Origin of the sequence: Streptomyces sp. NPDC059256 (assembly GCF_042753785.1) — a bacterium.
Lineage (GTDB): Bacteria > Actinomycetota > Actinomycetes > Streptomycetales > Streptomycetaceae > Streptomyces.
On record NZ_JBHYZO010000004.1, the window covers coordinates 358,081 to 371,346 of the forward strand.

Consider the following 13,266-nt stretch of genomic DNA (forward strand, 5'->3'; position numbering starts at 1 on the left):
ATCGTCCGGGAAGGCCCGAGAGCAGGGGAGGACGCCGTGAGTTCCAAGGGTGACCGGATAGCGCTCGTCCTCATCTTCGCCCCGCCTGCGGGCATCACCGCGGGATTCCTGGCGCACTTCTTCCGCGAACTGATGGTGGATCGCGATGACATGTCCTGGCCCCTGTTCTGGTGGGTCGCGCTCCCGGTCTTCCTCGTCGCGTCCGGCCTGTTGTGGTGGGTGTCGGGGCGCGAGAGCGGAGGGGGTTCGGGGGGCGGTGGCGGACTGGACTGCGGCCAGGGCGGAGGTTGCGGCTGCGGTGGCGGTGACTGAGGACGCAACCGCACGACGCAGCAGGCGCAGTGGCCCGCCCGCCATCGGGAGTCAGGGGCACGATCACCCGATACGCACCGCCTGCTGCGCAGGGCTGATGCGCACCAGGTGATACAGGTCAGTCCTGCGCATCAATTGCGGCTGACGGTAGTTCGGCTGTCGACAGTGTGCGCGTGAGCTGCTCGGACCGTCGTAGCAGGCCGTCCTCGGTGAACTCAGCGAACAGATGCACCTGGGTCGCCACGGGACCCGTCTTGCGCATCCGGGCGTGGATCGTGAAGCGGGCCGCGATCCGACGGCCGTCCGCGAGGGCCTCCTGCACCTCGAAGCGGAACTCGGTCAAGTTCCTTCGGACCGGACGGAGATGGGCGAGCAACCGATCCCAGTCCAGCCGCACGCCGTCGGCGTACTGGACGACGTCCCGTGTGTAGTACCTGGACATCACATCGACGGGCTCCTCCGCACCCCGAACCACCGCCTCGGTGAAGGTGGTGAAGAAGTCGGCGATGAACTGTTCGGGAGACTTGACTGCGAGAGGCTTCATCCTGCTCCTAGCGGGAGGGCGGGGCTCGCACCCCAGGGCAATCCCTTACAGGCATGTAAGATATGCAGGAAGGTTCATCTCCGACAAGGGTGTAAGAGTTGCCTGCTTCCGAGTACGTGGACGGCTCCTCGCCCGTCCGCCCGCGCCGCCGCGCCGATGCCGAGCGGAGCAGAATCGCCGTGCTGGACGCCGCGATCCGGCTACTGGCGGAGCGGCCCGGCGCCGGAATGGCGGCCGTTGCCGCCGAGGCCGGCGTCACCCGGCAGACCGTCTACGCCCACTACGGCACCCGTGGCGCACTGCTGGAGGCCGTCGCCGACCGCATCACCGATCAGGCCATGGCCGCCCTGGACGAGGCGGAAGTCGCCGGTGGGTCGGCCCTGGAGGTGCTTCTGCGGCTCCAGGACATCGGCTGGCAACTGTTCGAACAGCATCCAGTGCTGCTCCAACTCGGAAACGCCCCCGCCAGCGCCGAAGCCGACCGGATCCGACACGAGCCCGTCGCCGACCGGCTGACAAGGCTGATCGAACAGGGCCGGGCGGCAGGGGAGTTCGGTTCTGCCGCACCGGCCACCTGGCTGGTGGCTGCCGTGACCGCCCTGGGCCACGCCGCGGGTGACGAGGTCGGTGCGGGACGGATGACGGTGAGCGAAGCGGCGACATGGCTGCGCACCGCCACGCTCGCCGTGCTCGACGTTCCACAGCGAGGCACTGCCTGAGGGCCGTCCCGCAATTCCCGGCCGGCGCTCGACGGCAGTCCTTGGTTCGGATTCCAGGCGACCGGATGGCTGGGGCGTCGCCTCAGCCTTCAACCCGCTCCGGGGACTTCGTCTGTCCGGCGGCGTGCGGGGGTTCGTCCTGGCGGCCGGGCATTGCCGTGACGGTGTCCCAGGCCGCGAGGGCGCACTCGGCGATGCGCTCCAACTCCTCGGCCCGGGCGCCGTCGCGGGCCTGGACGGACATGCCCTGGAGCACGGCGGTGTAGAAGGCGGCGATCGTCGCGGTGTCCGCATCCGGAGGCAGTTCCCCCTCCTGTACGCCCCGGTCCAGCCGGGCCCTCATCATCTCGACGCCGGACCTACGCCACTGGGCGAGATGGTCGCGGGCGTTCGCCCCTGCGTCCGAGACGTTCATCGCGGCGAGCACGATCATGCAGCCGGTGGGCCTGCCATCCCCGGTGTATGCACGGGCGTTCTCCCGGAGCACGGCCGCTACGGCGGCGTACGCCGTGAGCCCTTCGGTGAGCGCACGGGTCACCGGGCTGCCCTCGGTCGCCTCGTAGAGGGCCACCGCCTCACGGAACAACTGCTCCTTGGAGCCGAACGCGGCATACAGGCTAGGGGAGTTGATCTCCATGGCGGAGGTCAGCTCGGCGATCGACGTTGTTTCGTACCCGTGCGTCCAGAAGGTCTCCATGGCCCGCTCCAGAGCGGTGGCCCGGTTGAAACCCCGGGGGCGTCCGCGTGCCGCCACAGCCCCTCCTTCGGCTCTGGGTCGGATCTGACTCCGTCATCGACGGCTAATTCTGTGCCGCTCGCTAAAAATACACCTTGACCCGTACCGAGGGGCGTGGAAGCATTTCTGTAGTGGTCGATACGGAAGTGGGGGATCATGGGTGACGCACTGCTGGGCAAGGCTGCGCTGGTGACGGGCGGCAGCAGGGGGATCGGTGCGGCGATCGTGAGACGGCTGGCCGGTGAGGGCGCGGACGTCGCCTTCACCTATGTCAGTCCGGAGAGCGAGAAGTTGGCGCGAGGGGTGGTGGAGGAGGTCGAGGAGCTCGGTGGACGCGCGCTCATGATCAAGGCCGATGCCGCCGATGCCGACGAGGTCAGCAGGGCGGTCCACAGCGCGGCAGCGGCATGGGGTCGGCTGGACATCCTGGTGAACAACGCCGGGATCTATCCCTGGGGCCCGTTCGAGGACGTCACCCTGGAAGAGTTGGACCGCACCCTGGCCGTGCATGCCCGGGCAGCCTTCCTCGCCGCCCAGGCGGCTTCGCGCCATCTGACCGAAGGCGGGCGGATCATCAGCGTCGGGAGCAATCTCGCCGACCGGGTGCCGTTCCCCGGCATCGCGTTGTACGCGATGAGCAAGGCGGCCCTCGGCGGACTCACCCGGGGGCTGGCCCGTGAGCTCGGCCCGCGCGGCATCACGGTCAATGTGGTGCACCCCGGCTCCACCGACACGGACATGAACCCGGTCGACGGTGAGACCGCCGATGGGCAGCGGGCTCTCTCCGCGCTGGGCCACTTCCTCGATCCCGACGATGTGGCGGCCACGGTCCTGCATCTGGCCGGCCCTGGCGGGCGTGCCATCACGGGTGCGGCCATCACGGTCGATGCGGGGACGAACGCATGAGCGCCCGGCCTCCGGCCAGACCGCCAAGCGCGCTTCCGGCCCGTTGCGTACGGCCCGGAGCGCTGTGCCTGGCGGCTGATGGGCGGGGTGGGCGCGGTTTCCTCGGCGTCGAAGCGAGCCCCGACTAAGCGAGCCCCGACTAAGCCAGCCCCGAGAAAGTGAGCCAACCCCCAGAAGGCGAGCTAACTGGTGGAGATGCAGAACTCATTGCCCTCGGGGTCGGCCATCACCATGTGATATCCGTCCACCTCCGTCAGCACCGTCGCCCCTGCCGAAACCAGTCTGCTCGACTCGACCTTGATGCGCTCCCACCGCTCATCGGCCGTACCGTCCCCAGACAGTCGGATGTCGATGTGCAGCCGGTTCTTCGCGATCTTGGGCTCGGGCACCTTCAGGATCGACAGCCGTGGCCCGATCCCCTCGGGGTCGCAGAGCCACTCCCCGGCGTCGTCGGAGTTGTCGCCGTCGGGGTCGAAGTGGGCGGCCCACTCCTCCCGGGTCTTGAAGGGCGGTGGCGGCGGCTCGTCGATATACCCGAGGGCGAGCTTCCAGAACACGGCCAACTCTGGTGCGTTGTGGCAGTCAAGGGTCAGATCAAAGCGTACGGTCATGCTCAACGACGCTAGCGCCCGTCACTGACAACGACCGCTTCGTGCAGCCGCACTGCGTGCAGCCGTACTGAGTGCGGTGCGCGGTGGCCGAGGGCGACTGGGCTGCTCCCGGTCCGCAGCCCCCGTCTCAGCCCGCTTGCAGCATCAGTCCGATCCCCACCACCATGAGCCCGGCCGCCACCAGGCGCGGGCCGCCGAAGCGTTCCTTGAAGAACAGGGCTCCTATGGCCGCACCCGCGATGATCGAGGACTCGCGGAGCGCCGCGACCGTCGCCAGCGGGGCCCTGGTCTGGGCCCACAGCACCAGGGCGTAGGCCACCATCGACAGGGCCGCACCGAGCAGGCCGCGGGCCGCGTGGGGCCGCAGTCGGGGCAGCAGTTCACGGCCCCGGGTGGCGAGGGCGTAGAACGGGACCAGGGCGCCCTGGAGGAGCGTGAGCCAGGCGATATAGCTCAACGTTGATCCGGAGGCCCGTACTCCGGCGCCGTCGACCACCGTGTAGGCGGCGATGGAGAGGCCCGTCGCCAGGGCGGCGAGGAGGGCGGGCCACTCTGGGCGGAGTGTGGAGCCCTTGATGCCCCACAGGGCGATTCCAACGAGCCCCGCCACCGCCGGCACCAGGCCCGCCAGTTGCCAGCCGGTCAACTGCTCGTCGAGGAAGAGCGCGGCGAGCACGAACACGACCAGCGGCGCCGTCCCACGGGCGATCGGGTACATCTGACCGAAGTCGCCCAGGCTGAACGACTTGAACAGCAGCGCCTGATAGCCGAGGTGCAGCAGCGCCGATGCGATCAGATAGGGCCACGCATCGGCCTTCGGCGGTCCGGTGAAGCAGACCAGGACGGCTCCCACCAACGCGGAGCCCCCGACGAGCAGGGTGAAGGCCGCGAACCGGTCCTTCACCGCGTGCGCCATGGCGTTCCACGTGGCGTGGGTGACCGCTGCGAGCAGCACCGCGGAGATCACCAGCGGGGTCATGTGCCGTACCCGTCTCGACCGCGGGCGGCGGTGTTCACGCCGTGCGCTCGCGTACGTCCACCAGTTCGCCGCCCGCGTGGGAGACCAGGGTCTTGGGGTCCATCGCGAAGACGGTGTGAGGCGTGCCCGCCGCTGCCCAGACGACGTTGTGGTTCAGCAGGGCGCGGTCCGCAAGGACCCGGGTCTTCGTGGCATGGCCGAACGGCGGTACGCCGCCGATGGCGTACCCGGTGGTCCGGCGCACCAGATCGGCGTCCGCACGCTGCACGGACCCGGCGCCCAACTCCTCGCGCACGCGCTCCACGTCCACCCGCGAGGAGCCGTCCATCAACACCAGGACCGGCACCCCGTCGGCCGCGAAGACCAGTGACTTGACGATCTCGCTGACATCGCAGCCGATGGCGGTCGCGGCCTGGGCGGCCGTCCGGGTGGCGTCGGGGAAGCGGCGTACCTCAACGTCGAGGCCCAACGTGCGCAGGGCCTCGGCGAATCGGGGGTGGGCTTGGGTCTCGGAGGAGGTGCTCATGGCCGCACGCTAGCGGTAGTCGTGCAGACACGGGAGGGGTTGCCAGGGCGACCCGCGTCACCGTGCGTTGAGGACCTTCGCCACCACCGGGCCCGCTGCTTCGCCGCCACGGCCGCCGGACTGCACCACCGCCGCGACCGCGAGGTCCCCCGCGTACGCGGTGAACCAACTGTTCGACTTCCCCTGGCCGTCGACTTCGGCCGAGCCCGTCTTCGCGCCCTTGTTCCCCTGCACCGAAGTCATCGCGGCCCGCCCGGAGCCGGACTGGGCGGTGGCCGCCATCATCTCCCGCAGGGCGGCCGACATCGAGCCGGGCATCCGCTCGGCGGTGGCCAGTTCGCGGTCGTCGAGCGACGGGGGCACCAGCACGGGCTGGCGGAATCCGCCGTCCTTCACGGTCGCTGACACCGAAGCCATGGTGAGCGCGTTCATGGTGATCTTGCCCTGTCCGATGTAGGAGGCCGCGGTCTCGGTGCCGTCGGACTCGGGCACCTTGCCGTCGAAGGTGGCCACGCCGGTCTTCCACTCCAGACCGATGCCGAAGAACTTGCGCGCCGTCTCGCCCAGTGCCGTACCGGATTCACCGCGCTCGTCCAGTGGCTTCACCGCCTTGATGAAGGTGGTGTTGCAGGAGCGGCGGAAGCTGTCCTTGAAGGTGCTGTCCTGGATCGAGAAGCGTTCGAGGTTCTCGAAGGTCCGGCCCATCCACTGCACGGTCGCCGGACACTCCACCTTCGACGCGGGGCCGTCGACGAGGCCCTTGTCCAGCATCATCGCCGCGGTGACGATCTTCATAGTGGAGCCGGGGGCCTGGGCGCCCAGCATCGCCGTGTTGTAGCCGCCTGCCGGGCTGTTGGCGATCGCCCGGATCTCTCCCGTGCTCGGTTTGATCGCCACCAGCGACGCGGAGTCATGCTGCTTCACCGCTGCCTCCGCCGCCGCTTGCACATCGGCGTCGAGGGCGGTGCGCAGCTTGCCCGGTGTGCCTTCGCTGATGGGCAACAGGGTCTGGTCGGCTGCGTTCGGATCGGTGGAGGTGATGACCAACTCCACCCCCGGGGTGCCGCCGGCGACCTTCCCGTACTTCTTGCGCAGGGCGTCCAACAACGGCCCCAACGAGGGGTACTGCTCGCGCGACAGCTCACGGCCGCTGTGGTCCACCGCCGTCACCGGGGCGGCTGTCGTCGGCCCGGTCTTCAGGCTCGTCCCCTTCTGGAGCTTGGGGTGCAGCACGGCCGGCGTCCACTCGACCAGCGGCTTGCCGGTGCTCAACCCCCGGACGACCTGGAGGTACGAGGAGTACGACCAGGGCTTGCTCACGGCGCCGTGGGTGACGGTCGCCGTCACGCTGAAGGGGACCTTCGCGCCGGTGGCCGCCTGCGGGGTGATGATGGTCTTGCTGACCTTCGCGTCCGCCCGGTATCCGGCGAGCAGTGGTTCCGCCTCGACCGGATTGTTGGTCAGCTGGGCGGCTTCCTTGGCGTTGCCCGCGGCCCAGGCCGCCAGGAAAGCCTTGGACGTCCGGTCGATCTCGGTGGGGTCGGGCGGCCCGGTCTTGCGCGCCGGCGCGGACATCGTGGAGGTGGGGTCGTCGTCGAAGAGCAGCGTGTAACCGCCGTATCCCACACCGGTGGCGACCAGGACGAATGCTCCGCCGATGACGGCGACCTTCACTCCGCTGCGCATCTGGCGCGGTCCCTTCTCAGAAGCCCTTGAACGTGTTCAAGAAAGTGGATGTCTCGTGCACCTTACGGGACCTCTCTGACGGTCCCCCAGGACTGTTACGGGAACGCGACAGTGGAGCTTTTCCCTCCGGGAGGACCTCGGCGGTCACCTGAGCATGAGCCCCGGCGTGCCGGACCGGCCACCCGGCGCCCCTGGCCCGAAGATGGGGCAATGGCGAAGACGATGACGAAGCACGAGTGGCGGAAGTTCGTCTCGGAGGGCACCCGCACCGCGAAGCTCTCCACCGTACGGGTCGACGGTAGCCCCCATGTCGCACCCGTGTGGTTCCTCCTGGACGGTGACGAACTGGTCTTCAACACCAGCAAGGAGTCGGTCAAGGGCCGCAGTCTGCGCCGGGACGGCCGGGTTGCGATCTGCATCGAGGACGACGAACCGCCGTTCGCCTTCGTGCTCCTCCAGGGGCAGGCGGAGGTCAGCGAGGACGAGGAGCAGTCCCTGCACTGGGCGACGCGGATCGCCGCCCGCTATATGGGCGAGGACCAGGCCGAGGACTTCGGGCGGCGCAACAGCGGGCCGGACGAACTGACCGTCAGGGTCCGGGTCGCCAAGGTGAATGCCGTCGCCGGGCTGACCGATTGACGATGTTGCGGGGGGCCAGCCCTCCAGGACGTGAACGCTTCGAGGCGAGGCGAGGCGAGGCGGGGACGTCGTGGTGTCGGTTGTCGGTTTTCGAAGGCAGGGGGGCAGTGGGCAGAGGGCAGACAACAAAGTGCCGGCCGGTCGGGGAGCGGTCCCGACCAGCCGGCACGTACGTGGTCTAGTACCCGCCCGCCTTGGGGTCGGGTCCGTACTTGTTGTCGTGACGCTGGCCCTCAAGGCAGGTGAAGACCAGGATGATGATGAATCCGACGAGCGGCACCAGGCCGATCAGCAGCCACCAGCCGGAGCGGTCGGTGTCGTGCAGACGCCGGATTCCTACGCCGATGCTCGGCAGCAGGACGGCCAGGCCGTAGATCAAGGAGAGGAACGGCGAGATGCCGGCCAGTGCTTCGATGATCGACAGGACGATGCTGATCACAAAGTTGATCAGGAAGAACATCCAGTATTCCTTGCGGCGCGCACGGCCGTTGAACACTGCGTACTGCTTGACGACGTCCAGGTAATAGTTCACGTTCGTCCCCCCATAGGACAGCGACGGAGGCCCGTCCCGATGGACTAGGCCAGCCGAAACGTAGGGGGCTTGAAGTGAGCGGGTCAAGACATTTGTCCAGTTGGCTGCCGTCCCGTGACATGGCAGGACACTTCGTGACCGTCCCGTGTCCTGATCTTCTCAAGATCTGACGTTCAGCCTGGTCAGTCGATTTTCGATAAAGGCCACCTAAAGCCGCTGAGCGGTGTGTGAGGCGCACGGCAAGGCAGAAGTGAAACCCCACCCGTCCCGGCAGCCTCTCCCCGCCCAGTTGCCGGGAGCCGTCCCGCTCCGGGCTGATGGGGCGTCAGACCCAGGTGTCCAGCCACATCCGATCGCGCCAGTCCTCCACCGGGATCGGGGTGCCCGTGTAGAGGGGATGGAAGTAGATGAAGTTCCAGATGATCAGCAGCACCAGCACCCCGGCGCCGATCGCCCCGATCGCTCGCCGACGTTCGTCCGAGCCCGGCGGGCCCAGGATCGCGCCGATCATCATCGCCACCGCCAGACACAGGAACGGCACGAACACGACCGCGTAGAACAGGAAGATCGTGCGTTCCTGGTAGAGGAACCACGGCACCCAACCGGCCGCGATGGCGCACGCGATCGCCCCGGCCCGCCAGTCGCGGCGGAAGAACCAGCGCCACAGGACGTAACAGATCGCGAAGCAGGCCGCCCACCACAGCAGCGGAGTGCCGAGCGCCAGCACCTCGCTCGCGCACTTGTCGGCGGCGTCGGCCGGGCAGCCCTGCTCACCGGCCTTGGGGTCCTCGTAGTAGTACGAGACCGGGCGTCCGAGGACGATCCAGCTCCATGGGTTCGACTCGTAGGTGTGTCCCGACGTCAAGGAGACGTGGAAGTCGTACACCTCGTTCTCGTAGTGCCAGAGGCTGCGCAGCCAATCGGGCAGGAGCCAGTCCCAGGAGGAGTCCTTGCCGTCGTTCTCGGCCCAGTCCCGGAAGTAGCCCTTGTCCGTGAAGATCCAACCCGACCAGGACGCGATGTAGGTCACGATCGCCACCGGCACGGTGGAGACGAACGCGGGCAGCAGATCCCGCTTGATCACGGCGAGGTACGGTCGCACCGCACCCGCCGTGCGCCGGGCGCCCACGTCCCACAGCACCGCCATCACGCAGAACGCGACCATCACATAGAGGCCGTTCCACTTGGTGCCCGCGGCCAGTCCCAGCATCACACCGGCCGCGATCCGCCAGGGCCGCCAGCCGAGCCGCAGGGTCTCCGCGATCCGTCGATCGGGATGCAGCACATCGTTCTCGTCCAGGGGCAGCGCCGCCGCGAGTTTGGACCGTGCCCAGTCCCGGTCGAGCAGCAGACACCCGAAGGCGGCGACCACGAAGAACATCAGCACCAGGTCGAGCAGGGCCGTACGACTCATCACGAAGTGAAGTCCGTCCACGGCGAGCAGCAGACCCGCGAGACAGCCGAGGAAGGTCGAGCGGAACAGCCTGCGACCGATGCGACAGATCATCAGCACCGACAGCGTGCCCAGCACGGCCACCATGAAGCGCCAGCCGAAGGGGGTGAAGTCGAACAGCTTCTCGCCGATGCCGATGATCCACTTGCCGACCGGGGGATGCACCACGTAGCCGGGGTCGACGGGGATGTCGACGGACGAGGGGTCCCGGAGGATCTTCTTGTCGATGTCCTTGGGCCAGCTGCCCTCGTACCCCTGGTTGATCAGCGCCCACGCGTCCTTCGCGTAGTACGTCTCGTCGAATATCACCGCGTTCGGCTTGCCCAGGTTCCAGAACCTCAGCAGGCCCGCGACCAGTGCCACGAGCAGTGGGCCGCCCCAGGCGGATGCCCGCAGCAGCGCGTTCACCCGCTCCGGTCGGATGCCGAACACCGGCCAGACCCGTTCGGAAGGGCGGGTGTAGGGGGGCACCAGGCGTTCGCGCAGCCCGATCACGGGACGTGGCACATAGCCGAATCTGCGCAGACGCTGCTGCCAGCCGGACGGCTGTTCGTCGGCGTCCTTGCCCGGGACGGTCTGTGGCGCGGTACTGGTCACCGCGCCATCGTAGGGAACGAGACCGACCTGGGTGTGCGTCCGTCCCCATGCTCGGGGTGCGCCGTCGCCATGAGCACGGGTTCCACATGAGCGGCAACGGCCGGTGAACCAGGGCGGTCCCGCCCCGCTGCGCGGCCTCCGGGGCGCCCGGCTGCTCCACCGCGGGCGGCACCGGCGTGAGGGTCCCCACAGTCGTCGAGGCTCCCGATCCGCCCCTGCGCAGGCCGGGAACCTCGCACCGGACGACGACGGCGTCTGCCACGCTCCCGACCCGCCCGCGCACGCCGGTGCGTCCGAGAAGATCACACGCGCCAGTCCGTGTGCCGGTGAAGATCACGCCCTGACCCGCCCGCGCGGGCTCACACCCGCGCCGACGCTGGGACAATGGACGGCGTGACGACTGAGCCGCCTCGTGAAACTCCCCCCGGACCGCAGCAGACCGACCCCTCGGCCGGACTGCTGGTCCTCGCCGGGACCCCCATCGGCGATGTCGCCGACGCCCCGCCCAGGCTGGCCGCCGAACTGGCGGGGGCCGACGTGGTGGCCGCCGAGGACACCCGACGGCTGCGCCGCCTCACCCAGGCCCTCGGCATCCAGGTCCAGGGCCGGGTCGTCTCCTACTTCGAAGGCAATGAGTCGGCGCGCACCCCGGAGCTCGTCGAGGCCCTCGCCGGTGGTGCGCGCGTCCTGCTGGTCACCGACGCCGGCATGCCGTCCGTGTCCGACCCCGGCTATCGGCTGGTTGCGGCGGCCGTGGCCCGGGACATCCGGGTCACCGCCGTGCCGGGCCCCTCCGCGGTCCTCACCGCGCTCGCCCTGTCCGGCCTCCCGGTGGACCGCTTCTGCTTCGAGGGCTTCCTGCCGCGCAAGGCGGGCGAGCGCCTCGCCCGCCTCAAGGAGAACCAGGCCGAGCGGCGCACCCTCGTCTACTTCGAGGCCCCCCACCGGCTCGACGACACCCTCGCGGCCATGGCGGAGGTGTTCGGCGCGGACCGTCGGGCCGCGGTGTGCCGGGAGTTGACCAAGACCTATGAGGAGATCAAGCGCGGCGGCCTCGCCGAACTGGCCGCCTGGGCGGCCGAGGGGGTGCGCGGCGAGATCACCGTTGTGGTGGAGGGAGCCCCGGACGCCGCACCCGGGGATCTCGACCCCGACGAACTGGTGCGCAGGGTGCTGGTGCGCGAGGAGGCGGGGGAGCGGCGCAAGGAGGCCATCGCGGCGGTGGCGGTCGCGGCCGGGGTGCCCAAGCGGGAGGTGTTCGATGCCGTCGTGGCGGCAAAGAACACGGCTCGGTCAGTCCCCTCAGACGGTAAAGGACTACCGTAGAAAGCAAAGCCCAGACCGTGTCCGGACCCCTCCGGGCATGGGAAGGCAAAAGAGCATTCCATTATTCGACAGGCGCTGATGCGCTCCCGCCGGAATGGGCGTCCACTGGGGCAGTGGAGAGGAGCAGGCATGAGTGAGATCGCGGGCACCGCCAGGGTCCATGAGGCATACGCCTTCGCCTGTATGCGCTGCGGACACGGCTGGGAACAGGCGTACGACATCGAGCATCACATCGACAGCCACGGACAGGAGTACGTCGTCTACCGCGCGGGTGGTGAACGGGTTCCGTCCCCGTTGTCGAGCCCCACGTGTCTGAACTGCGGCGGTCACGTCGTACGGATCATGCGGGCCGGACAGGTCTCGTCGGTCATGGACCTGATGGCCCGATCGATGAGCACTACCCGTCCCCGCTCGGGACGGCAGCGCAAGTCGCCTCCCACGTCCCCGACGGCCGGACCCCTCGGCGCGGGCGAGATCGAGGACGAACTGGACCCCGGGGCGGGCGCCACCGCTGCGCAGGACCGGTCGGGCACCCCGGCGAAGGCCAAGCACCACTGGCACCTCTCCGATCTGCTGCACCCTTTCCACCGCAGGTGAGCCCATGGGCGCGAGCCTCGTAGGATCGCGCCCATGAGTGCCTCGTCCGCCCCGCCGCCGCTGCCCGAACCGCTGGGGGTTCCGGTCGCCGACTCCCACACCCACCTGGACATGCAGGAGGGCACCGTCGAGGAGGCGTTGGCCAGGGCCGCAGCCGTGGGAGTCACGACCGTCGTACAGGTCGGCTGTGACATCAAGGGATCGCGCTGGGCCGCGCAGACGGCTGCCGACCACGACGCCGTGTGGGCGGCGGTCGCGCTCCACCCCAACGAGGCCCCGAGGATCGTCCTCGGCGAACCGGGGGGTGGGGGGCCGCGGCAGATCCCGCGGGAAGCCGGTGGCGAGGTCGCACTCGATGACGCGCTCGACGAGATCGACGCGCTCGCCGCACTTCCACAGGTGCGGGCCGTGGGGGAGACCGGCCTCGACTACTTCCGTACCGGTCCGGACGGCGTGGCCGCGCAGGAGCGGTCGTTCCGCGCCCATATCGAGATCGCCAAACGGCACGGCAAGGCCCTGGTCATCCATGACCGTGACGCCCACGCCGATGTGCTGCGCATCCTCGCGGAGGAGGGTGCGCCCGAGCGGACCGTCTTCCACTGCTACTCCGGTGACGCGGAGATGGCCGAGATCTGCGCAGCCGCCGGCTACTACATGTCCTTCGCCGGGAACGTGACCTTCAAGAACGCCCAGCCGCTGCGTGATGCGCTGGCCGTCGCCCCGCGCGAACTGGTGCTGGTGGAGACGGACGCGCCGTTCCTCACCCCCGTGCCCTACCGCGGACGGCCTAACGCGCCGTATCTCATTCCGGTCACGCTGCGTGCCATGGCCGTGGTGAAGGGGCTGGACGAGGACACGCTGGCCGCGGCGGTGGCGGCGAACACAGCAGCCGCGTTCGATTACTGAGGGATAACGGACAGGGCGCCCCTCGGGCCCGCACACCCCAGAATCGCGACACAGGGTAGTCGATTCGCTTTGGAGAGTGACTGTTCCTCCGATAGCGTCCCGGCCGCAGCGCCATCGAGCGAAACGGACCCGGACCTTACGGAGCGTCGTGAGCGATGTGAGCAGTGCGCAGGGCAGACACCGAGCGGCGGGCAGCG

The 13,266-nt window shown here is 69.0% G+C and carries 15 protein-coding genes; 7 read left to right on the top strand and 8 right to left on the bottom strand.

Features of this window, described 5'->3' with window-relative positions; genetic code table 11:
- Positions 1-36 precede the first annotated feature (36 nt).
- Entirely contained in the window at positions 37-312 is a 276-nt protein-coding gene (locus ACFXJL_RS13055) for a hypothetical protein (protein ID WP_384691842.1), read from the top strand.
- Positions 313-430: 118 nt separating this feature from the next.
- Here the strand turns inward: ACFXJL_RS13055 and ACFXJL_RS13060 are convergent, their stop codons facing one another.
- Entirely contained in the window at positions 431-856 is a 426-nt protein-coding gene (locus tag ACFXJL_RS13060) for a nuclear transport factor 2 family protein (protein WP_384691845.1), read from the bottom strand.
- Between the two features lie 98 nt (positions 857-954).
- Between ACFXJL_RS13060 and ACFXJL_RS13065 the strand changes: the two genes are divergently transcribed.
- Positions 955-1,575 carry a TetR/AcrR family transcriptional regulator gene (locus tag ACFXJL_RS13065; protein ID WP_384691848.1) on the top strand — a complete coding sequence of 207 codons (621 nt, stop codon included), beginning with the start codon at positions 955-957 and terminating at the stop codon, positions 1,573-1,575.
- Between the two features lie 82 nt (positions 1,576-1,657).
- On the opposite strand, the gene ACFXJL_RS13070 is transcribed toward ACFXJL_RS13065, so the two are convergent.
- Positions 1,658-2,329: a TetR/AcrR family transcriptional regulator gene (locus tag ACFXJL_RS13070; RefSeq protein WP_384691851.1), complete on the bottom strand. Its 672-nt coding sequence runs from the start codon at positions 2,327-2,329 to the stop codon at positions 1,658-1,660.
- A gap of 138 nt (positions 2,330-2,467) precedes the next feature.
- Between ACFXJL_RS13070 and ACFXJL_RS13075 the strand changes: the two genes are divergently transcribed.
- Positions 2,468-3,217 (top strand): SDR family NAD(P)-dependent oxidoreductase, encoded by a 750-nt coding sequence (locus ACFXJL_RS13075; RefSeq protein ID WP_384691854.1) that lies wholly within the window; start codon positions 2,468-2,470, stop codon positions 3,215-3,217.
- Positions 3,218-3,399: 182 nt separating this feature from the next.
- Here the strand turns inward: ACFXJL_RS13075 and ACFXJL_RS13080 are convergent, their stop codons facing one another.
- The 4 genes from ACFXJL_RS13080 to ACFXJL_RS13095 all read right to left on the bottom strand — a co-directional run bounded on the left by ACFXJL_RS13080 (position 3,400) and on the right by ACFXJL_RS13095 (position 7,019).
- The gene (locus ACFXJL_RS13080; protein ID WP_358877261.1) at positions 3,400-3,828 is read right to left on the bottom strand and encodes a VOC family protein; all 429 of its coding nucleotides are present in this window, start codon (positions 3,826-3,828) and stop codon (positions 3,400-3,402) included.
- Between the two features lie 127 nt (positions 3,829-3,955).
- Entirely contained in the window at positions 3,956-4,807 is an 852-nt protein-coding gene (locus ACFXJL_RS13085) for an EamA family transporter (protein ID WP_384691857.1), read from the bottom strand.
- Between the two features lie 34 nt (positions 4,808-4,841).
- Positions 4,842-5,333, bottom strand: coding sequence for a YbaK/EbsC family protein (locus tag ACFXJL_RS13090; protein ID WP_384691860.1), 492 nt, complete (start codon positions 5,331-5,333; stop codon positions 4,842-4,844).
- A 57-nt stretch (positions 5,334-5,390) separates the two neighbouring features.
- On the bottom strand, positions 5,391-7,019 hold the full coding sequence (locus ACFXJL_RS13095) for a penicillin-binding transpeptidase domain-containing protein (protein ID WP_358877264.1): 1,629 nt from the start codon (positions 7,017-7,019) through the stop codon (positions 5,391-5,393).
- 210 nt (positions 7,020-7,229) lie between these two features.
- On the opposite strand from ACFXJL_RS13095, the gene ACFXJL_RS13100 reads away from it, so the two are divergent.
- On the top strand, positions 7,230-7,658 hold the full coding sequence (locus ACFXJL_RS13100) for a PPOX class F420-dependent oxidoreductase (protein WP_358877265.1): 429 nt from the start codon (positions 7,230-7,232) through the stop codon (positions 7,656-7,658).
- A 178-nt stretch (positions 7,659-7,836) separates the two neighbouring features.
- Here ACFXJL_RS13100 and ACFXJL_RS13105 read toward each other — a convergent pair whose 3' ends face one another.
- Together ACFXJL_RS13105 and ACFXJL_RS13110 are read right to left on the bottom strand one after the other, a co-directional pair.
- Positions 7,837-8,190 (bottom strand): DUF805 domain-containing protein, encoded by a 354-nt coding sequence (locus ACFXJL_RS13105; protein WP_358877266.1) that lies wholly within the window; start codon positions 8,188-8,190, stop codon positions 7,837-7,839.
- Positions 8,191-8,515: 325 nt separating this feature from the next.
- A complete protein-coding gene (locus ACFXJL_RS13110) occupies positions 8,516-10,240 on the bottom strand; it encodes a dolichyl-phosphate-mannose--protein mannosyltransferase (RefSeq protein ID WP_384635823.1) in 1,725 nt (574 codons plus the stop codon).
- A 393-nt stretch (positions 10,241-10,633) separates the two neighbouring features.
- On the opposite strand from ACFXJL_RS13110, the gene rsmI reads away from it, so the two are divergent.
- The 3 genes from rsmI (at position 10,634) to ACFXJL_RS13125 (ending at position 13,069) form a co-directional block, all read left to right on the top strand.
- Entirely contained in the window at positions 10,634-11,566 is a 933-nt protein-coding gene (gene rsmI / locus ACFXJL_RS13115) for a 16S rRNA (cytidine(1402)-2'-O)-methyltransferase (RefSeq protein ID WP_384691865.1), read from the top strand.
- 129 nt (positions 11,567-11,695) lie between these two features.
- Positions 11,696-12,163 carry a hypothetical protein gene (locus tag ACFXJL_RS13120; RefSeq protein ID WP_358877268.1) on the top strand — a complete coding sequence of 156 codons (468 nt, stop codon included), beginning with the start codon at positions 11,696-11,698 and terminating at the stop codon, positions 12,161-12,163.
- A gap of 33 nt (positions 12,164-12,196) precedes the next feature.
- Positions 12,197-13,069, top strand: coding sequence for a TatD family hydrolase (locus ACFXJL_RS13125; protein WP_358877269.1), 873 nt, complete (start codon positions 12,197-12,199; stop codon positions 13,067-13,069).
- Positions 13,070-13,266 lie beyond the last annotated feature (197 nt).

Bases quoted from the DNA above. Each gene is read 5' to 3' on its own strand.
- ACFXJL_RS13120 (WP_358877268.1), top strand. From the start codon at position 11,696: ATGAGTGAGATCGCGGGCACCGCCAGGGTCCATGAGGCATACGCCTTC.
- ACFXJL_RS13100 (WP_358877265.1), top strand. From the start codon at position 7,230: ATGGCGAAGACGATGACGAAGCACGAGTGGCGGAAGTTCGTCTCGGAG.
- ACFXJL_RS13080 (WP_358877261.1), bottom strand. From the start codon at position 3,828: ATGACCGTACGCTTTGATCTGACCCTTGACTGCCACAACGCACCAGAG.
- ACFXJL_RS13090 (WP_384691860.1), bottom strand. From the start codon at position 5,333: ATGAGCACCTCCTCCGAGACCCAAGCCCACCCCCGATTCGCCGAGGCC.
- ACFXJL_RS13085 (WP_384691857.1), bottom strand. From the start codon at position 4,807: ATGACCCCGCTGGTGATCTCCGCGGTGCTGCTCGCAGCGGTCACCCAC.
- ACFXJL_RS13125 (WP_358877269.1), top strand. From the start codon at position 12,197: ATGAGTGCCTCGTCCGCCCCGCCGCCGCTGCCCGAACCGCTGGGGGTT.
- ACFXJL_RS13095 (WP_358877264.1), bottom strand. From the start codon at position 7,019: ATGCGCAGCGGAGTGAAGGTCGCCGTCATCGGCGGAGCATTCGTCCTG.
- ACFXJL_RS13075 (WP_384691854.1), top strand. From the start codon at position 2,468: ATGGGTGACGCACTGCTGGGCAAGGCTGCGCTGGTGACGGGCGGCAGC.
- ACFXJL_RS13060 (WP_384691845.1), bottom strand. From the start codon at position 856: ATGAAGCCTCTCGCAGTCAAGTCTCCCGAACAGTTCATCGCCGACTTC.